This is a genomic window from Paenibacillus sp. FSL R5-0623 (genome assembly GCF_037974265.1).
Lineage (GTDB): Bacteria > Bacillota > Bacilli > Paenibacillales > Paenibacillaceae > Paenibacillus.
In genome coordinates this window covers 888064-908967 of the sequence record NZ_CP150233.1, presented here as the reverse complement: position 1 = coordinate 908967, position 20904 = coordinate 888064, and the positions used below count along the sequence as shown (strand labels likewise).

The following is a 20904-nucleotide window of genomic DNA, read 5'->3' as shown; positions in this document are numbered from 1 at the left end:
CTCGGCCTTATGCTCTCATGCCTGGCTCTAAGCAAAACCAGCTGTAATGTCGATGAATATACCATAATGCTGAACATGCATATGTTCTTCGTACGTTCAGATATGAGAGGGGTTGGAAACATGGTTTACCGGAAAAATAAAATGCATTCACTGTTCACCCTGACCTTGGCAGGGCTGCTGTTTCTGTTATGGGGTGCTCAAGCGGCACATGCGGAACAGGTCGACAGTTTGTTGCCTGAGCGAAGTCAGCAGGAGATTGTACAGAAGTGGAATCAGTGGATGAATGGCAATGATACATCTCCCCTGTATACAAAGACACCTTCGACAATTGCTCCCTACTCTGCTGGTGTGGTAAGTGATGCCTATCTGGAGCAGGGGCTGAACGCAGCCAACTTTTATCGTTTTATAACGGGTCTACAGGGCGATCTTGTTCTTGATCCGACATTGAATCGCCAAGCCCAGCATGGGGCTGTTGTGGTCTCTACAGGTGGATACTTGTCCCATTATCCGAAACAACCAGGAGATATGCCAAAGGATTTCTTTGATACCGGTTTAAAGTCTGCCAGCAGCTCCAATCTGTATGTTACCAGCAGTGCCAAGGATAACGTCCTGACAAAAAGCATTCAGGCCTACATGAATGATTCGGATGCCTCCAATATTGATCGACTCGGTCATCGGCGCTGGATTTTGAGTCCACAACTGCAACGAATCGGATTTGGACTCGCCACTCGTAGTGAAGCAGGCAAGACATATGATCAGTACTATAGTGCCATGCAGGTATTTGATAAAAGCAGAACGGGGGGAACTTCGTTCAACTACAGCCTGTTTCCGAATCAGGGAGCTTTTCCAATCGAAGCCTTTGGTAGTACACAGGCCTGGTCTGTTCAACTGAATACAGATGTATTCGCGAAGCCATCACTGTCTGAGGTACAGGTCGAGATGACTCGGACTTCCGATCAACGTACGTGGACCTTTAATGCCAAGAACCAGAACAGTGGCTTTCCAACCGGTTATTACAACGTGGACCCTGCGGACAAACAATGGTTTAATCAAGCCTATTTCAATGTAGAGACAGGTGGATATGGGTATGGGTACGCCATCATCTTCCGTCCCGACGATGTGCAATTGTTAAAGAACGGCGATACGTTCAACATTCAAATTACAGGTCTGCAAAAGAAAAACGGTACAGCTGCGGAAATCTCATACTCCACACGTTTCTTCCATGTTGACGGTGTTCAAGATACAACACTTACCCGTATAACGCCAGAACAACCAAACCTGAAAGTCCGAGCAGGAGAACAGATTGATCTGCCTTCGATCACTGCCGTGAATGATAACGGAACATCCTATGTTCCACAGTCTAACGTTTCGTTCACCACTACGTCAGATCGCATTGCGATCAAGGATGGAAAAATCATTGGACTTCAGGCTGGTAAAGCCGAAATTCGGGTTCGTTTTGAAGGGAAAGAAGTGGTTGTCTCTGTTACGGTAACGGGAATCCCCCAATTAAGTGATATCCGCACACATTGGGCGAAAGATGCCATTCAATGGGCCGTTCAACAGGAGATGGTCAGTGGATACGAGGATGGAACGTTCAAACCCAACAATCAGGTGAGTGAAGCCGAATTCCTCTCTATGTTGTTCAAGCTGTATGCGAATTCCCATGTCATTCAGAGCATCGATGCTGCAGAGGGACAAGCTATTAAAGGAAACATCTGGAGTGATCGTTACTACACCTATGCTTCCGCGTTGAATCTGAAACTGGATGCCAGCAAACAGAATCCGAAGCTGCGCAATCATGCCTTGAACCGAATAGAAGTAGCCGTAATCGTGGCGGGGCTTGGCGGTAAAAATTATACCCAGGATGAAGATGCCATCCGGTATCTACTGAACATGGGATACTCTTCCGGCAAAACTGCAGCTACGGTGCAAGGTTATGCGGGACAAGAATCCTTGACCCGGGCTGAGGCTGTTGTTTTTCTCCAGAACCTGAAGGAAAAAGGCTTCGAACTATGGAGCAGACCGAAGAATTCTACTGAAGCTACCGAGAATGAAAAGAACGGCGGACTACCGGACCAGACCATGAAAGCAGTATATTCTGCCGATCACACGCTGGTCCTTCAAGGTACGTTCCCGGCGTATGCCAACCAGACGATGCCAATTAAAATCCATGGTCCTTCGCCTGCTGCAGAGCATATCCAAACCCAGCAGGTTACAACAGATGCCTATGGCAATTTCAAACTAACGGTAAGTAACCTTGATGCGAAGGAACTTAACCTCTATGTGGACGTGCGCGAAGATTATGCCTACTGGATCAGTGTAGAGGCGGGGCGTACTGCGATAAGTGATTATACCGAGTAACATGTAAAAACCAGCTTAGGAATTCTACATTGAATTCCCAAGCTGGTTTGTTTGTTATGAGGACTGATTCTGGTATGAGTCATGACATACGTTCAATATTAAGTGTTCAAAGTATTGGTGGATATAACTTTTTATGTGTAGACTTTAAATTGGATGACCAAATTGCTCTGCCTTTTCTGTCATCTTCCTCTCCAACCTCGCTCTTAGTCCGCTCATCCACTCTGGCTCATGTGACCACTGTTCTGCAACAGATCGAAGCATACGCACATAGCCGTACAAGTTGGCAAAACGGCGACAAGCGGGGAACATACCCTCCAGATCATAACGTTCTCCCGCCTTGGACCAATACCCGTTCAGGAACAATTGTTTCTTCTGCTCCCATTGTTCAGGCTCGATCTCCTCACGTAAACTATCCAGACTCTGTTCCACGTCCATTGCGTACCAGTGATACATTGAGTCATCAAAATCAATAGCATAACAAGACTGGCTACCTTCGTCATAGAAGACATTGTCCGGTTCAAAATCATAGTGGATGAGTCCGAAATTCTGCTGGGTCATCGGCCAAGTCGCAAAAGTTGTTCGGAGAAACTCCACCTCGTTCAGAGCTGCTGTCTCTGTTGGAAACTCCTTCAGGTTCTCCTGCATCCAATTCAATACATCCGCATAGGTCCAGCGTCGCTTCTTCTCCTGCTCAGGCGTGAACCTGCGCGATAAATGATGGAGCTCACCCAACGCCTGACCATAGCTGTACAGGATGGTGTCATTCAAATCAATGCTTCCTAACTGCGATCCGGGTACTCGCTTGAATACGGAAGCATAGTACACTCCCCATGGGGTGTAAGCCTCTATGAGTTCTGTCCCTGAATGGGAAGGTACCACCTCCATGGCTCCATACTGATTCGTTCCAAGATAACGGAGGAAATCTAATTCCGCGCTAAGGTTGTTTTGATCTTTCTCCTCTACCAAGGCAAATCGAAGTAATCTCACTTCTCCCTGATCTCTGAACGGATACACGGCATTGGAGGATATACGGTAATACTGAAACATATCCAACGACTCAGGATCATAGTTCCAATTCTTCAGGATCATCTCGGCAAGGTCATTATTTTGAAATAAATATTTTAATTTTAACATGGGTATTTCTCCTTTTTGATCGTTTTAGGTGCATTGCTTTTAACCACCGAATGCCTATTTTTGCGCGCAAAAAGCCGCAGGCTATGCCTGCGGCTTCAAAAAAATTCTGAGTGTATGAGAAATTTGCACAAGCAAATAAACCTCGCATACGCCAGAAAAAATGAGCAGTTATATCCCTATATATCGGCAGATCTCAGATCGACTGGGAAACTGGATGTGTTCCACCCTGCATCTGATGGTCTACCGGAATTATTCAGTTCGTTCTTACCTTCATTGTAGTGATAGAACATACCATCTTAGACCGTCGTTTCATGACGCTCACTCCCTTCAAAAACAACTGTTTCCATAATAACCCATAGATTAAATGTAAGCAATTACAAAATGACGATAATCCCATCATCTTTTACTGGACAACCATCACCCGTTCGATCGTCTCAGTGTTGTCCTTATACCACACCATCACGATGTTTTCTTTTTGAAGATCAGACACTTGAATGGACGAATTCGCACGTGGGCTGGAATTGCCAGAGCTCGGTGTTCCCATGCCTTCAGTGATAGTAACATCATCAGTTATATTCAATCTCATCTCCATTCCGGTATCCTTCCATTCCATGCTTGGGGATGAGCTGTCCTGCACCTCAAGTAATGCCAGCGTAATCGTGTTTCCATTCACGGAGATGACTCTACCCGTAATGTCGGCATTCATCATCCCTTGCGTCATGCCCGGACTGCCTGCTCGATCATTCATGCCCGCGGTGCCTCTTCCACCTCTCGATGGTCCTCCGTTCATCCCCTGGCCACCGCCATTCGGCATGCCGCCACCGTCCATGCCTTGCACAGAACTGGTCTTAGTAATATTCTGGGCAGTTATCACATCACAGCCCGTAAGCATAACCGAGCACCCCAGCAAAAGGAGTATTGTAACCGAAGTGAAATATTTATTTTTTCGCATATAATCACCTTTTTCTCAGGGAATATCTCTCCAAGGTACCTTTACGGTGGAGTATGAAATCATACGTATCTTTGAATCCTATATAGGACAGCACAACCAACAGCGGATATACAGGGTAGATGTATCTGGACTTAATCTCCCAGAGAATATAAAATCCGATGAATCCGAGAATGACCAGGATTAAGGAGACTTCATCATACCGTTTATGACGAATTCCACCGAACAACCGGATGGAAATAAAACAGTACATCAAGAAATTCATCACATATACGATCCAGAGCAAACCTGTCCGATAAGCCGAATCCCCTTGCAACAGTTCTGTTATCGCATTGGTATAACTATAGGAGCCTGCGATTCCGCCTACCCTTCCTCTTCCTGCACTCAAGGAACTTTCATTGCCAATTCCGTAGCGGTCCATCTGGTACGTCCCTTCGGTCCAGGTCCATATAATCTTTTTGTAATACGTCTGTACCAAATCACTCGCACTTGCTTCAGACAGCTTGTTGCCAATCTCTTGTTTAAATAAGGCTGTGCTCTCAGCCTTACTGTAGTTGGCCTGTCTCTGATAGATCTGATAACTCTCCATATTGTCCCAGAAGCCAAAACGCTCCAGATTAATCCCCATATTCAGCCACATATAGACTGGTGCAGCATTCTCTCCGACAGGTTCGCTCACAGCACCGGAGGATTGAAGAACCGCATTCTGAGTCCAGGTTGGTACATTAAACAACATAGCCAGCGTACCGATGGAAATGACAACTTTCTTCGCTCCAATGCTCCGCATATTCAGCAGAATATATATGATGGCAGCGATTAGCACGATCACGCCAATGCTTCGAAAGTAATTGCCCAACGCGAGAAAAACGGCGGCAATGACGATTGTTTTCCAAGACTTTTCACGTACAAAACGAATGATGAAGTATAAACAAGATGTCAGAAAAGCTGTGGCAATCACATCGTTATAGATCAGGTTGTTCAGGAACAGGGAAGGCAGGTACGTTGCTGCAAAGATCAACACACCGTAATCACGTTCCGTGGATCTGTCATTCACTTGTTTATAAATAAGATAAATCATGAACGTTGTTAACGTTGAAAACAAAATATTAAATAGTTTGATGACCAGATAGTTGTCTGGAAACAGGTACAGCAATGTCTTCAGGTACAACACGATCGAGTAATTAAACGGGAACATGTGCAGATAACCACCCGCTTCAAACGTGGAGTAGTCTTGGTCATACAGCATGTTTATGGCGAGTGAGAGAACGGTCTGTGAATCATCGGTGGGCACTCTCGGAAATACAAAAATGACGATGATCTGAATGACCAGAGAACATAACAGCACAATCGGAATAACTACCTTCGGGCTGTATTTGTTCAGTTTCAGACACAGAACATATAACCCGACACCTGAACCCAGAAGCAAAAGAATGACCGGGAGAAAAACACTCCACTGCTGCATGCTCAGAATGGGATTGTCCCCATACAAAGCGTAGTTGTACTGCGCCCGAACCAACAAGGACGAAACAATAAACACCGCAACAAACACGAGCAGAATGAGATAAAACGATTTTTGCAGCATCTTAGACATACCAAAACTCCTTTTCGAATACAGGATTCCGTGAGTATTATAAAGGCTCTGGCTGAAAAATCGCTGAAAGGGAGTAACGCTTGCAGTCGATGCAGCTCAGTATGTGTATACAAACAGAAAAAGACCGTCCCTTCGATAAGGTAACGGTCTATATGTCCAATTTTTTAAAAGTATAGGGCCTTAGCTAATTGTTGAAGATCACTTCTCGTCCTTAATAAACTCAATGATATCCTGGATCTCACAATCCAAAGCTTCACATATTCGATTCAGCGTATCGAACTTCACACCATCGGTTTCTTCATTATATAATTTGGCAATCCCATTTCTATGTAATCCGGTTAGTCGGGATAAATCAGCAATATTAATTCTTTTCTCACCCATAATACGAGATAAATGAACCTTGATCATACGAATTCTCCTCCAAACTAAAATGCACACTGTGATGTTGACAAAGCACACTACAAATTGTATATTCAAATAAACATAATGCACACTGTAATGTTCGAATGGAAACTTAATATCTACAAATACTCAAAAAGAGGTGTACATAGTGAAAGAATCCTTGGAATCTTTAGCAGAACCGTTAATCCGAACGCGCTTAGAGTTATTATACAACAATTTGTCTCAAACGCAGCCTGATTATACCCAACTATCTAAAGAATCTGATCAATACTTTCAGAATATTCGCCAAGCTTTACCGGAGCAACTGAATCAAATCCTTTTTCTATATGAAGATACTCAACTCTCTATGCAAACACTTCTGGAAAGAGAGATTTATTTACAAGGGTTTCGGGATGCCCTTCAGCTAATGAACGAGTTACATATAAACAGCTTCTAACAACTTGGCTTCTTACAAAATATGCTATAATCAACAAAGCAATAGAATAGGCTTAAAAGGGTCGGTCGGCTACCTTGCCACGAAGGGAGGAATGCCTTGTGACAGTATTTGAAGCAATTATGTTGATGCTTACCTTTGGTTTGCTCATCGTTGCTATTCTGTCCAATACACACAAATAGACCGCCCCCCTCGCAAAAGGATGCGGTCTATTGTTGATCATCTTTCTAAGCGAAGCCCACCGCCCTTAAAAGCGGCTATTGCTCGGAGGAGTCGTGTTACCAGCACGGCTCTCTTTTCATTTTACGTCTACTCTGCTCTTATTATACCATACTCAAATCTCAGGCGTCACATGTAAACCACGCTAGATACGATACATTTCTTTATACTCATCCACATATAAAACTTCAATACAATTCGACCAATTCAGAATCGAACCGACAAAATCCTGAATGTCCAGACCCGGCATCTCATACGTCTCCGCTGTGTTCACCGAACCTGTTGCGTCCTCAATCAAGGTTACCTTAAACCCTTCGTGTTCCGCTGTAATTGCCGTAAACAGACAACAATATTCCATGTTGAATCCAACAATAAATACATGTTCTACTTGATGCTCTTGTAGCCAAGTTCTTAGCTCCGGATTGCTGAAGGCACTTGGTTTGCTTTTCTCCATAACGGGATACTGACCCGTACCCATTATAATAATTTCCAGGTTCGCAGTATTTTTATAGAACAGTGAAGAGCCCTCCTGATCGTAATCTACATGTTTCATGTATATGATTGGCTCATGTTGCTGTTCAAAATCAGCGATAACCGCTTCAATCTTGCCCAACTGAACTGTGAAATCCTTCAATGATGTAATACCATACTGCACATCCAACACGATTAGTGCTTTGTTCATCTGTACTTCCCCTTCAGTAGACTAACAGGTTTTTACCATTTATCACTTCTTCTGCTTCTTCTCCCGAGCTTTTTCCACATTTTCTTTCACCCGAAATTCCACAATCCGGCGGATCAGCTCCTCCGGCAATGGCTGGTCCAGCGGAAACTGGACAGATCCCTTAGCCCCTTTGTACTTGGAGAGTTCCTCCTTAAACGCCAGAATTCCACTCGGAGCAGGGTAAAATCCAATATGATGCTGGTATGCGGCGAAATGAACCAAATTCCCATGCTGTGCATACGTCGGCATCTTGTAACTGATCTTCTCTTCGGCGTGTGGAGCCGAATCCCGAATAATCTGTCTTAACGCCTGCAATCTCACCTGTACATCGGGCGCAAACTCCGAGATATACTCATCTACCAACATAGAATAATGGTTACTCTCAGCCATCTGGGGCTCCTTCCACCACGGGGACTGCTACTGATTCGTGGTACGGGTATATTTGCTTATATTGTACTCTAAATGGACAAGCAGAACAGCTACTTCTCTGTGAATTAAAATGTTGAATTTGATTTTTTAGATGTATAGGTTATATAATACGTTTAAACAATTAAACATTATAACGGAGTGAGCCATGACCGATTCAGTGGGTAACCAAAAAGTAATTGATATTTTCGAGAATCTAAGTCCTTATCTTCAAGGTTTGGGAGATCCCGTTCGCCAGCGAATCATATCGCTGCTCATTGATCAAGAGAGCATGAACGTATCGCAGATTGCAGAGCATGTCCCCATGTCACGCCCTACGGTCTCTCATCACTTGAAAATATTGCGTCAATCCGGACTGTTATCGGTTCAGAAAAAAGGTACGGAGATGTATTACAAGCTGGAATTCAACGATGCGATCGAATTACTCAAACAGCTCGTTCATCTCGTAGAAGTGGAATGTCAGAGCTAGCGCATATCGCGCTGGTGAACTGCATTCCTTTTCTTCACTCTATTATGTTTAAAAGTTTAAACATATAAGTACATAAACACATCAACGGAGGTTTATCGAATGATTAGAAAAAGAGTTCTTATCGCTGGAGGCTATGGTGCTGTAGGTGCACAGCTTGCACGCATTTTGCATGACAGGCATCCTGATCTGGAATTGGTACTGGGAGGTCGTTCTGCGGGTAAAGCAGCACCTTTTCCTTCCAATCGTGTCCACACGGTTGTTGTTGATACCCATGCAGACGATCCACTGATTCACGCAGGAGAGAATATATCGTTAATCATTAATGCAGTGAACGATCTGGATGATCGGCTACTGGTATCGGCAGTCCGGAGAAAAATTCCACTTATCGATGTAACACGCTGGACTGAGGTGTTCAATCAAGCGACCCGTACAGTAGAGCAGGAGGAACTTCATGCCCCTGTAGTGCTGTCCTCTGGATGGATGGCGGGAACAGCTTCCCTCTTTGCCATGATACTATCTAACTCGCTGCAACATGTCGAAGTAAACATTCATGCCTTGTACTCGCTGCGAGATAAGGCTGGGCCTGACTCAGCGGCCTTTATGGATCGAATGAGTATTCCTTTTCAGGTGACCGAATCCAACACCAACCGGCTTGTCTATCCCATGACAGATCCGATTAAAGTACATTTTCCGAACGGGTACACAACCCCATGTTACAGATTGGATACACCCGATCACGTCACTTTGCCTCATACCAGCCATATCGATTCCGCCAGCTTCCGCATTTCATTTGATAGTAAAGTATCTACCTATGCACTCGCCGGATTGGTCAAAACCGGAGTATGGAAGATGATCAGTGGTGAACGTTTCCAGCCATTCCGGCGGAAATTGCTCTATAATCCGGGAACCGGGAGTGCACATCATCTGGTCATTCAACTGAAAGGACTGGATGCAAAAGGAAACGAGGTTAAACGAACGATGACGGTCTCTGACCCACTCGGTCAAACTCATATGACCGCACTCGGCGCTGCGGTACAGGCCGAAAAGATACTGATGATGCCAGCGGATGAGCCTATGGCTCCAGGCGTCTATTATCCTGAGCATCTGTTCGATGATCGAATGGACATGGATGCAGTTACTCATTTTTTCAAACAATACGGCGTTCAAGTAACCCACTCCTGATCCAGACATAACAAAAAATCCGCGAAGCCGCTCACTGCAAACAGTGGGACCTTCGCGGATTTTACGAATAATAATGGAGAATTGTATCGTATCAAGTACAAGCTTGAGTCTGGAATTACAACGTCATGGCTCGACCATTGCGCATTAGATAATCTTCTTTTATTTTGTAATCCGGCATGATACTGCCGATCCGCCGCCAGAAAGAGCGATCATGATTCATGTGGTGAATATGGCAAAGTTCATGAATGATGACATAATCCATCACTTCCAGTGGCGCCATCGCCAGGCGATAATTGAACGTAAGTTTTTTGTCCCAGCTGCAACTGCCCCACTTGGTGGGAGAATCTACGATCTCTACTGACTTCGGCTTCACCTTCAACTCCTGCTGATAACGTCCGATGCGCTCCCCAATCATGCGTTTACACTCGGCAAAATAAAACTTCTTCAGATTCGCTCGTAGCTCTTCTTCTGTCAGACCCTCTACAGGAATTAATTCATGCAGTGCATGCTCCTTGCCAAAAAGCAAAAACTTCCCCTTGCCCTCATCTTCGTATTCCTTGGCTTGAGGACCGTCAAGCGCCCGCTGCATGAGAGCGGATTTCTTCAAAATCACATCCCCGTGCTGCTCCACAAGTTGCCGGATCATGTCTTCACTGGTACCATTGGGTGCTTTGATTGTTACCATATAAGGCAAGTCCATCGTGATGGAAACTTTCTTCCGTTTGCCGTATTCAATATGACAGTTAATGCTGTGATTATTTAATTCTATAGTTAACATAATGCGCTCCGCTTCTGAAGTTATTCAATCAAATCAAATTGTATACTATCTCCTGCTATAATGCATACTGTTCGGCGATATATATATCCCTATTGTATTTTTATACATTAATATGTATTATTATTTAATCATAAAATCGGAGGTTTTGATATGACGTATACCATAGATTCAGAACACAAAATCATTGAAGAACTATCGCTTAACCACTGGCAACCCTTGTCTACCTTACTATATGACGGCTGGGTACTGCGTTTTGCCAAAGGATATACCAAACGTGCCAACTCCATTCAACCGATCCACTACTCCACTCTGGATGTGCATGAAAAGATAGAGGAATGTGAGCGCATCTATGCTTCCAATCAGTTAAATACCATATTTAAAATCACGCCGTTTATTCAGCCGGATCATCTCGATCAACTTTTGCAAGACAAAGGGTATGCTGTAGTGGATCTCACCCACCTCCAGACTCGAAGTCTGGAACATATCAAAGAGCCTGAGCACCATGCTGTACAGATTGACGAGCAGTTGACCGCAACGTGGCTGGATCATTTTTGCAGGCTAAATCAGGTGAATGATCTGCAACGGGAAACGACCAAATTAATGTTGGACAATATCCGGACAAAGGTAGGTTTCATTTCGCTGTTGATCGACGGGCAAGTCGTCGCTTGTGGGTTCGGTGTAATTGAACGTGGCTACATTGGATTATATGACATCATTACAGACGCTAACTTCCGAAATCGTGGGCTTGCTGAACAGATGATCCTTCATCTTCTCCATTGGGCAAAAAGACAGGGCGCTACTTCCAGTTACCTGCAAGTGGTTGCGAATAATGCACCTGCCTTGAAGCTTTACGCCAAGCTGGGTTATTCCGAGATTTATAGCTATTGGTACCGAGTCAAAGAATCGAGCGAGTCCTGATCAAGCTGAAAGCAAAAACTGCCCTCCTTCTATGAAGGAAAGACAGTTTTTAATTTGCTTCGTGGTTGTTCAGAACTCTTCACATCGTTCAGCATTACTCCTTGCGCTTTTCTACAATGGCAGCTTCACCAGCACCTCATATTTCACGCCGGCTTGTATGTTCTTGATGATGTCGCCTGCAATTCGTTGACCGTCAACATGCACTTCAATCGTCTGGACAGTTGCATCCTTCTTCATGTTTACATGCAGCTCAGCTCCGCGGAACAACCTCGTAACCGATGCCTCGTTCCAATCTTCTGGCAACTGCGGACGAACTTGAAGCCCTTGCGTGTGACCTTGCAGACCAAACAATCCGTCGATCACACAACGATACACCCAAGGCACCGTGCCGGTGTTGAACAGATGGCTAGAGCGCCCAGCTGTACGTGGGAATTGATGATAGGCTCCGCGATAATAATTCGGGATAAATACGGGTAGCTGACCCCGCTGGAGAATATCCTCGCCATCAGGGCCCGGAATCATTTTACGCAGCAGACGATACGCCTTCTCCTTCTCGCCCACCAGATACAACGCATAAATGTAGAAAGCCGCTGCATGATTGTAGACTGCACCGTTCTCCGCACTTCCCGGATGTTTCTGCGTAACACGGCCTACATCCTCCCGCATGGCTGTAAAGGACGGCGCAAGCTTTTCGACACCATACGGCGTCTCCAAATGCTCCTCTACGGCACGAATTAACTTCTCCTGTTTCTCCTGATCTGCAGCACCGCTCATAAGTGCCCAGCTCTGAGGATTGATATAGATGCGTCCTTCCACGTCTTGGCTTACGCCAAACACGACGTTATCATCCGTAATTCCGCGCGCATACCAGTCCCCATCCCACAGATACTCATTGGCTACCGCATTGGTCTGATTGGCTTCCTGACGGAATTCCGCTGCAACCTCGGCATGCCCCGCCTGTTCACCAATATCTGCCCACACATTGAACGCATATGCCGTCGCAATGGTCAGCCAGCCGGATACGCCTTTGCCTTTGTATCCCACCATGTTCATCGGATCACACCAGTCACCCTGATTGATATAGTTCAACCCGCGCGCATCACGCTCATGGATCAACCAGCGCATTGCAAGATTCATATGCTCCAGTACGGAAACCTTTTGTTCGCTGTCTGTAAAAGCAACCTGTTCCTCCAAAATGCTATAGTCATTCGTTTCATCCAAATAGGTCTTCATACAGACCGGAAGCCAGATGCAGTGATCGGTATGAGGAACCTGGTTAATATATTTCAATTCTGCGTCCGGGTGCAAAATAATGCCGTCTGGCATCGCGCCGCTTATATGCTGTTGAGACAAAGCGGTCAAGAACGCAACCCGCGCAATCTGCGGCTGAATATAACTCATACCCATGTTGTCCTGCAAATAATTCCGCGTCTGCGGATCAGTTGTCAGACGATTCGTTTTGCCATGATAGTACATCTGGCGAGGCAGCCAGTGATTCACGACATTATCTAACCAGCTGTCCGGTGTCTCAATCTGGATGTTCCCTTTCCCTTCCGCAATATACTCAGCATACTCCTGCTCGGCTGCGGTGAAACCATCCTGTCCTTCCTCATTCTGCTTCACAAAATAATGCTGACGAATGCCCTCAATCTCTGTCTCATCATGAGCCGGACCAAAAATAAATCGATATGCCTGCTCAGCTCCCGCTTCCAACTCTACTCTGTATTGCAATACAGCCACAGGTGTCTCATAGCGTGCATCTCCACCAGCCAGTGTCTCTGACTGAATAGCCGAAGGATTATGTAGTCCGCCTTCGCCTTCAAAAGTCTCATGATTCACTTCCCACGCGGTCGGCTGGTGATCTGCAAGCAGATAGGTTTTGTCGCTGTAGTTTTTGATTTTGCTATAATCCTGATACTTCTGATACGGCGTAATCGCCGAGCAGACAATGCCCTGCAAATCTTCCACATATGAGCCGGACTGGTTCATCCATGACATATAGCCAACCGTATAATACGGGTAGATACTAAGCTTGCGTTTTCTCGAAGACAGATTGGTTACCTTCACACGCCACAGCTCCATGACATCTTCCTTCGGCAGACGCAGGGACATCTCGATGCAAATTTCGTCTTGGACGACTTTCCAGTGAATATCGTGTTTACCGACAGCGAACGTATAGCTATCCGCCTGCTTGCGAACGGGTTCATACGGGGCGGAGAAGATTTCGCCACTTACTTCATCTTTAATATAGACAAACCGTCCCGGATGGTGGGCATAATATGGCTGCTCCGGCTGCATAAACGTCTTCGCTTCCAGGTTGGGCGCATACGAGTATTTGGCAGGTTCGGGCTGCATGAATTGGGCCACCGCGTATCCCCTGCAATTCACATGAATCATCATCTTTTCATTCCAAAGGAATCCGGATGCCTTCGGTAAACTTGTCGGGCTTGTTAATTCAACATATTGATTATCTTCCGTTGCTTTAATCATCACTGAACCTCACTTTCAGATAATAGAGTCAAAAGACAGAAAACGTTTTAGGTAACTTGTATACAACTTTGTCCATTATAACACGGGAACGCTTACAAAGAACTGAAAACTAAAAAAGAGCTGAGAAACTCAGCTCCGATTACGTTCCAATTGTTTTTCGATGCCCAACCTGTCGATCTGTATCCAATACTCCGCAATTTGTTCGTTTTCTACTCGGTATACCGCACTGGCAATTTCAATCACCGGGAGGTTCGTTGGGCTGTATCCGTCCACTTCGCCAATATGGGTACCCGTTTGTCTCCAGCGCACATAAACTTTATCACCTTGCGTCAGCAACTCCAGAATTTCGAGTGAAAATTCCCCGTAAGCTTCGATCATTTCTCGCACATGATCTGCATAATCGGAAGGTGTTCGGGTCACCGTGACCTCTTCTTCAGATATCACTTGATAGGCCATTACCTGTTCCGCCATCACTTTGCTTGCATAATCAGGATTTCGGCCTGATCGGACCTCTTCAAAAAAGGTTCTGACAATCTTTTCTGCTGTCATACCCACCCAAGCCTCCTCAGATTATTCTGTTATATATATAAATATGTAGTAACTCTTGTATTTTAACATGATCCCCTCGCTACAGAATTACAACTGTTCTATTGTTCTACAGGACTTAAAACCTATCCTCTCACCTATACCACGCTAGGCAGTTATGCCATTCTGGACCCGAAACCAGAGCAGAAGTAACTTAGTTACACAGGAACCCCCTTTGCTTTCTAACAAGCAAAGGGGATTTTTTGTCTATTATTAGATGACTTCAAGCCATTGATTTAACCTGTTGCAATCTGGTAATAAAAGAAGAAATAAATGCTTTTTCTTTCATGAGATTCTGTTGCAACCTCTCACTTATTTTACTAAGTGTCCTTGCATCACGCGTTATATTATATTTCAGAACTATATTTCTCAATTTAAAGTAGTCCTGTTTCAGAATAGTGCTTAATTCCATGAAGGTTGCATCTCGATCAATGATTGATTTCTCCATTAAGTAAGATAATCGTAACTCCATAAGTAGCTTATGTTCATACAAGAGATGAAAGACTCGTGAATCCAATGCTTCTCCAACTAGGGCTGCCTGCTCAATGTCGGTAAAGATGCGTTGAATGGCTTGCATTCCAAAATCGTATTTCTGATCTCTCACTAAGTCATATGTCTCGCTTGAGTTAAGATAGTTTTCCATCGCCGTTATCATCTGCTCCACATGAATTGCATAATTGATATTCTGGATAGGCTTAAGAAATCTCACTTCTGTCCAAAAACTGTATTCATTAGACATGGCCCAGTAGCCTTTCTCAAGTTCATCCAGACTACATACAGTTTGTATGAATTTACCATCATCTAGATTATCAGCAATGTATATCAAATTTTGATCCAGGTCATACCCGTACACCAATAATTCATGCATGAGATGTTCTTTTTGATAATAGTCTGTACACGCAATGTAGTATCGATCTGCATAAATATATAGATAATATCCCATATCTATCGCTTCTGTAATCACTTGCTTAAGTGATGTTCCCCATTTGCTGATCACAATTTCTTGTGGCAGGTTGTAAAAGGAAATTCCCGGACAGGTACTTAGCAGAAACTGATGAGAATCAAACGAAAAAATTCCCCATTCATGTGCATACCTGATTTGTATAAAGTTATTGAAAATCCATGGCCATAAATCTTCGTTCATAACGGATGTTAATGTCCCATATGATGTGTACGTGCTTATGACAGGGTCACCTAGTTTAAGTACATTCTTGGCCATTACAGAATTCCTCCTTCGATTCCTAGGCATAATATATTGATCTGAACAGATTCATTGTATAAGCAACGCACTCTCAGAGCTGGGAGCGAAGAACATGTTCTTGAATATATTACCATGTACCTTTCCGGTTTTATATAAGAACGCTTTCATATATAAAAATATTTTATTTCTCTCATCTTAACGACAAAAAAGAGGATACCGCCCCCAATATGGAGACCGTATCCTCTGATACCCTGATCGGATTACCTAAGACTATCTACGGACTAACCGTTCCGCCATTTGCATTCAGTGTCTCACCGCTCACATAGCTGGATTCCTGGCTTGCCAGGAACACAAATGCCGGAGCCATCTCGGCAGGTTGTCCTGCACGACCCAAAGGTGTATTGGAGCCGAAATCAGCAAGCTTCTCGACTGGTTGTCCACCCACGACTTGGAGTGGTGTCCATACCGGTCCTGGTGCAACAACGTTGACACGTATCCCTTTGCTACCCACCTGTTGGGCCAGCGCTTTGCTAAACGTGTTAATGGATGCCTTCGTTGTTGCATAATCCAGCAGGATTGGCGAAGGTTTGTACGCCTGAATCGATGATGTGTTGATAATGGAGCTGCCCGGCTTCATGTGTTTCACAGCTGCTTTGCAGAGCCAGAACATGGAATAAACATTTGTTTTGAACGTTGCATCGAATTGCTCGGTAGTCAGATCCGCAATCTGCTCCACAAACTGCTGTTTACCTGCCACGTTAGCTAGGATATCAATCCCGCCAAGCTCTTTTACCGCAGACTCAATGAGTTCTTCACAGTATTTCTCATCCTTCAGGTCACCTGGCATCGTAATTGCTTTACGCCCAGCTTCCTCAATCAGCTTCACAACTTCCTGCGCATCTGCTTCCTCTTCCGGCAGATAGGCCAGAACAACATCTGCACCTTCACGGGCAAACGCAATCGCTGCCGCCCGGCCAATTCCGCTGTCGGCTCCGGTCACAACTGCTTTGCGTCCTGTTAATCGTCCGCTGCCTTTATAACTTTTCTCACCCGCATCGGGAACAGGGGTCATCTCACGCTGGAGCCCCGGCTCATCCTGCTGCTGTTTCCATTCCGGTGTAGCCTTCGGATATTGGGTCGTTGGATCTTGCATGGTGTGCTGGTCTTGATTAGCCATGTTCAATTTCCTCCTTGGTTATTTACACGATACCCATCGTATAAACGTATTTTTTATTTGTTGTGAATTTAATTTGCGTAAAAGTTGCACTCTTTCCTTTGTAACCGAGATGGGTGGAATTTAAACTGGACCTGCTACATTTCCTTGGCAACTATTCCGGTATTGAACCTCCAGTGACTGGAGATTGTATACTAGAACATGAGGTGATCTCGTTGAACCCAAATAAAGAACCCTATTCCATCGGTGAAGCAGCCAAACTGATCGGCTCCACGGTGAAAACGATCCGGTATTACGATGAGATTGAACTGTTACAACCCTCCAGTCATACGGAAGGTGGGCATCGACTCTATACAACGCAAGACCTGTGGCAACTCGAACTCATTACAACACTTCGTTATTTGAATTTCAGCATACCGGATATTCGAAAACTCATGTCCGGTGAACTGGCGGTAACACAAGCGTTGGATCTGCAGATTGAAGCCTTGGAAACCCAGATCGGCACGTTGAATTCCATGCTCTCCATTTTGCAGCAGGCGAAGCAGCATGAAGAAGACACTTCACTGCATTCGGAACAGTCTCTTACCTACATCTCCAGTCTGGTAGAATCCCTGACGGCCAATGCGAGCAGACGAAAACAATTTGTTGCTGCCAAAGTGGATGAATCCCATCTGCTGGACAGCATTCCGCAGGATTGGAGAGTGTCGTTTCTGCACTTTTTCGATAAATATATGATGAAAGATACCAAACTGACGGCTCAGCAAACACTGGCCTGGAAGGAAACTCAGGAACTGATCAATGATCCGGCCTATTGGGCCGATCTGGCTCGGCTGGAGGTTCCGTTCTTCATTATGGCGAACCAGCCACAAGTCGAAGCGAACGTCTGGGTGAAAAAAATGGAGGCTATTCGCATTCGCACTACCGAAGCGCTGGACAAACGTTGGGCAATCGATAGCCCTGCTGTGCAAAGCATGGTGTGGGACTTTGTGTTGATGTATGCAAGTGTCGAGCATGCCGAAACACCTGAAGTATTTTTCAGCAAACAGGCCCGATATATGCTGGACTCCGTGACCGATCGCATTCTACGTTTTAACAAGCGGTGCAAGGTGATCAATCCCGAATGGAGCCAGATTGTAGATGGCATTAACCTGTTGCATGAGGGCATGCGGTTACGCTTAAAACAAATGGAAGAAGACTGAGCTTCAGTCTCCTTCCATTTTTACGTTTAGCCTTTTTTTAACGAATAGGATTCATGTTCTCCCACTTCCGTGTCCAAATGAAGCGATTGCCCTTTCAAGTAGTGGTTGAAGAAATCAATCGTTGTATCGTTGACCAACTGTTGTGTCCCCCTCGAATCTACACCCTGCGTCCATTCGAGCAGTGGAGAGATCAGGTAGAGGTCGGAGAAACTCAGATGTTTGGTGTTGGTCAGCTCCATCCAGAAGTTCCCTCCAGCGGTTACCGGCTCATAGCGCTCGTACACTTCCTCGTAATATTTCTCGGCTTCCGGACGGGTCGTGCCCATCGCAGCAATTTCCTCGTCACTCATCACACTTGTACCTGCAACGGTTGAGTCTGCACTCATCATCAGGAACGGCTTGCCCACGCCTTCCGCAGGGATACGTTTCTCGCCAAACAATACACCGTCCATATTCATGCCTGCTTTCACACGTGGATCATCCATTAACATCTGTACTGTCGTTGCTCCACCAAATGAATGCCCAAACATGCCGATATTGTCCAGATCCATACGTCCTGTAAAGCGTCCGCTCGGATCTCCCGTACCCAACTTCTCTACCTCATCCAGTACAAACTGTGCATCCTGCACCCATGTCTCATTCAACTTGTCCATGTAACTGAATTGCAGCTGTTCAAAGCCTTCTTTTCCTTCCGATTCAAACTGCGCCACACGTCCATCCGGGAATACAGACACCAGACTGCTATACGTGTGATTGATACCTACGACAATGTAACCTTGACTGACCAGCTGCTCGACCTGGAACGTATTCTGATTTTCATACCCATGCAGACCATGAGAGAAAAGAACAACCGGATACTTGGCTTCGGCATCAGACAACTGAGCTTCCTGTATCGCATGTGTTCTAACCTGACTCAGACTGGAAAATAAAAGCTTTGGCAGTTTCAGCACTTCATTGAAGGCTGTCCCGTAGATCTCCGGTTTATTAACATAAGGGGCTGTTGCGTCCTCTACATCTGGATTCGTTGGATACCAGAACTGTACCATCAGCTCCCGTTGATCACCAGCTGTTCTCGTCAGAAGTTCCTCCCGACTGCTATCTGTCCAGTCGTAGGATACCGTTCCGATTCCATAAGGACCTGCTGGCTTGGCAAACGAAAATACCGGAAACAGCAGTGGCAAGCCAATACTCACAATAGCGTATAGCAACACCAGGAGAGACGTTGCGATGATTCGAACACGCCCGAATTTGCCCGCCACAGGTGATGTGGAAGTGGATACCTCCGAACGTTTACTATTCAGTGAGGTTACACCTGACTGTTGCTGACGTCTTGCCTTTGTAAATAACACAACCATTGGAACCAACGTGAGCAGATACGCCGGAATCATCGGCCAACGAAGTCCTTCGACTAAACCATGGATGATCAACAGCACACCTGAAATGACGAATCCACCCCATACCATTTTTCGAAAATGTTGAATCTGTCTCCCGATCCCGATTACCCCCACGAATATAAGCAGGTTGAAAATAAGATAAATCCATTCTACTGTTCTCATAAGATGTATGCCCCCTTGTCTGCCTCCAATCTTAAAACCTCTAGTTACAGGAGATTCAAGCATGATTTTTGCGGATAAAAAAATGCACTCCTGAATGACACTGAATCACCCGCAGGTTCTCCATTGTATTCAAGGAATGCACGTATAGTATTACGTTATAAGTTGATTTTTGAATATTAGACTAGCGATCGTCGCCGCCATCTCGTTGCCCCAACGCTTTCTGAATCGGAACTGGCTGAACGCCAGCGCGAACCATGGAACCATACCCGGAAGAACACTTGCACTGTAGACCTCGTTCTAAGGGTACAGAGTTACGATAACAAATATGGCACCAACGTAGAAAATAAGAATACGCCACACGATATTTTTGATCGCTTTACGCAAGGTGTATTTCGGATTCTCCGCTTCGCCTGCTGTAATACCAACCATCTCTACCCCTTGAACGCAGCCGTTACGATATACAGTGCAAAGAGGAAACCTTTGATCCCTCCAGGGAAGGATCCGCCATGGCTAAACAGATTCGACAGCCCGATTGGCTGTCCTCCGTTCCCCCAACCGAAGAAGATCAGACCTGTTCCGATTACGATCATCACCACAATAGCCGTCACTTTGATCATCGCAAACCAGAATTCAAATTCTCCATAGAACTTCACCGCCGCCAGATTTGCCGCCGCAATGATGAGCACCCCAGGAAGTGCAGGCAGCCACTGCGGAATATCCGGGAACCAATACCCCACATAGATGCCAATCGCGGTAACTTCCGCCATACCCACCGTAACCCACAGAAACCAGTAGCTCCAGGCTGTCAGGAATCCGGCAAGCGGACTAATATATTTGTGAGCAAATGTTGCAAACGAACCCGTGACCGGCTCCTGAATCAATATTTCCCCCATTATGCGCATGACAAAAAAGATAACGATACCCGCCAATAAATAAGCCAGCAGCACGGATGGACCTGCCCATTTGATCGTACTCGCCGATCACATGAACAAACCAACGCCGATTGTACCTCCGAGTGCAATCAGCTCTACATGGCGGGTCTTTAGCCCTCTAGATAGTTGCTTTGATTCCAAACGATTCTCCCCATTTTACACTCACATTAACGCAATGCAGAAT

Annotated in this window: 18 protein-coding genes and 1 pseudogene; 6 read left to right on the top strand and 13 right to left on the bottom strand. The window is 45.3% G+C overall.

Going from position 1 to position 20904, the window contains the following annotated elements:
- Positions 1-120 precede the first annotated feature (120 nt).
- Positions 121-2361 carry an S-layer homology domain-containing protein gene (locus tag MKY92_RS04205; RefSeq protein ID WP_339299301.1) on the top strand — a complete coding sequence of 747 codons (2241 nt, stop codon included), beginning with the start codon at positions 121-123 and terminating at the stop codon, positions 2359-2361.
- 144 nt (positions 2362-2505) lie between these two features.
- On the opposite strand, the gene MKY92_RS04200 is transcribed toward MKY92_RS04205, so the two are convergent.
- From MKY92_RS04200 to MKY92_RS04185, 4 genes are all read right to left on the bottom strand, one after another.
- On the bottom strand, positions 2506-3495 hold the full coding sequence (locus MKY92_RS04200; RefSeq protein ID WP_339299300.1) for a phosphotransferase: 990 nt from the start codon (positions 3493-3495) through the stop codon (positions 2506-2508).
- A gap of 403 nt (positions 3496-3898) precedes the next feature.
- Complete coding sequence (locus MKY92_RS04195; RefSeq protein WP_339299298.1) at positions 3899-4447, bottom strand: hypothetical protein; 549 nt, start codon at positions 4445-4447, stop codon at positions 3899-3901.
- A gap of 4 nt (positions 4448-4451) precedes the next feature.
- Positions 4452-6035: a glycosyltransferase family 39 protein gene (locus MKY92_RS04190; protein ID WP_339299297.1), complete on the bottom strand. Its 1584-nt coding sequence runs from the start codon at positions 6033-6035 to the stop codon at positions 4452-4454.
- Between the two features lie 198 nt (positions 6036-6233).
- On the bottom strand, positions 6234-6443 hold the full coding sequence (locus MKY92_RS04185; RefSeq protein WP_036668302.1) for a helix-turn-helix transcriptional regulator: 210 nt from the start codon (positions 6441-6443) through the stop codon (positions 6234-6236).
- 142 nt (positions 6444-6585) lie between these two features.
- Between MKY92_RS04185 and MKY92_RS04180 the strand changes: the two genes are divergently transcribed.
- Entirely contained in the window at positions 6586-6873 is a 288-nt protein-coding gene (locus tag MKY92_RS04180; RefSeq protein ID WP_339299296.1) for a DUF6809 family protein, read from the top strand.
- A 361-nt stretch (positions 6874-7234) separates the two neighbouring features.
- Here MKY92_RS04180 and MKY92_RS04175 read toward each other — a convergent pair whose 3' ends face one another.
- Positions 7235-7771 carry an isochorismatase family protein gene (locus MKY92_RS04175; RefSeq protein WP_339299294.1) on the bottom strand — a complete coding sequence of 179 codons (537 nt, stop codon included), beginning with the start codon at positions 7769-7771 and terminating at the stop codon, positions 7235-7237.
- 42 nt (positions 7772-7813) lie between these two features.
- A complete protein-coding gene (locus MKY92_RS04170; RefSeq protein ID WP_339299292.1) occupies positions 7814-8200 on the bottom strand; it encodes a DUF1801 domain-containing protein in 387 nt (128 codons plus the stop codon).
- Between the two features lie 184 nt (positions 8201-8384).
- Here MKY92_RS04170 and MKY92_RS04165 point away from each other — a divergent pair, with 184 nt between their 5' ends.
- Positions 8385-8705, top strand: coding sequence for a metalloregulator ArsR/SmtB family transcription factor (locus MKY92_RS04165; RefSeq protein WP_339299290.1), 321 nt, complete (start codon positions 8385-8387; stop codon positions 8703-8705).
- 99 nt (positions 8706-8804) lie between these two features.
- Positions 8805-9887: a saccharopine dehydrogenase gene (locus MKY92_RS04160; protein WP_339299289.1), complete on the top strand. Its 1083-nt coding sequence runs from the start codon at positions 8805-8807 to the stop codon at positions 9885-9887.
- Positions 9888-10002: 115 nt separating this feature from the next.
- On the opposite strand, the gene MKY92_RS04155 is transcribed toward MKY92_RS04160, so the two are convergent.
- Positions 10003-10665: a SprT family zinc-dependent metalloprotease gene (locus MKY92_RS04155; protein WP_339299288.1), complete on the bottom strand. Its 663-nt coding sequence runs from the start codon at positions 10663-10665 to the stop codon at positions 10003-10005.
- Positions 10666-10815: 150 nt separating this feature from the next.
- Here MKY92_RS04155 and MKY92_RS04150 point away from each other — a divergent pair, with 150 nt between their 5' ends.
- Positions 10816-11583, top strand: a complete 768-nt coding sequence (locus tag MKY92_RS04150; protein WP_339299287.1) for a GNAT family N-acetyltransferase — start codon at positions 10816-10818, stop codon at positions 11581-11583.
- A 111-nt stretch (positions 11584-11694) separates the two neighbouring features.
- Here MKY92_RS04150 and MKY92_RS04145 read toward each other — a convergent pair whose 3' ends face one another.
- The 4 genes from MKY92_RS04145 to MKY92_RS04130 form a co-directional block, all read right to left on the bottom strand.
- Positions 11695-14073, bottom strand: coding sequence for an NdvB protein (locus MKY92_RS04145; RefSeq protein WP_339299286.1), 2379 nt, complete (start codon positions 14071-14073; stop codon positions 11695-11697).
- 129 nt (positions 14074-14202) lie between these two features.
- Entirely contained in the window at positions 14203-14622 is a 420-nt protein-coding gene (locus MKY92_RS04140) for an ester cyclase (protein WP_339299284.1), read from the bottom strand.
- Positions 14623-14881: 259 nt separating this feature from the next.
- Positions 14882-15877: a hypothetical protein gene (locus MKY92_RS04135; RefSeq protein WP_339299283.1), complete on the bottom strand. Its 996-nt coding sequence runs from the start codon at positions 15875-15877 to the stop codon at positions 14882-14884.
- A 256-nt stretch (positions 15878-16133) separates the two neighbouring features.
- A complete protein-coding gene (locus tag MKY92_RS04130) occupies positions 16134-17036 on the bottom strand; it encodes an SDR family oxidoreductase (protein ID WP_017690578.1) in 903 nt (300 codons plus the stop codon).
- Between the two features lie 113 nt (positions 17037-17149).
- Between MKY92_RS04130 and MKY92_RS04125 the strand changes: the two genes are divergently transcribed.
- A complete protein-coding gene (locus MKY92_RS04125) occupies positions 17150-18232 on the top strand; it encodes a MerR family transcriptional regulator (RefSeq protein WP_339299282.1) in 1083 nt (360 codons plus the stop codon).
- 26 nt (positions 18233-18258) lie between these two features.
- On the opposite strand, the gene MKY92_RS04120 is transcribed toward MKY92_RS04125, so the two are convergent.
- Positions 18259-19788, bottom strand: coding sequence for an acetylhydrolase (locus MKY92_RS04120; RefSeq protein WP_339299280.1), 1530 nt, complete (start codon positions 19786-19788; stop codon positions 18259-18261).
- A gap of 198 nt (positions 19789-19986) precedes the next feature.
- Positions 19987-20861 (bottom strand): annotated as a pseudogene (locus MKY92_RS04115) (amino acid permease); the annotation flags it as partial.
- Positions 20862-20904 lie beyond the last annotated feature (43 nt).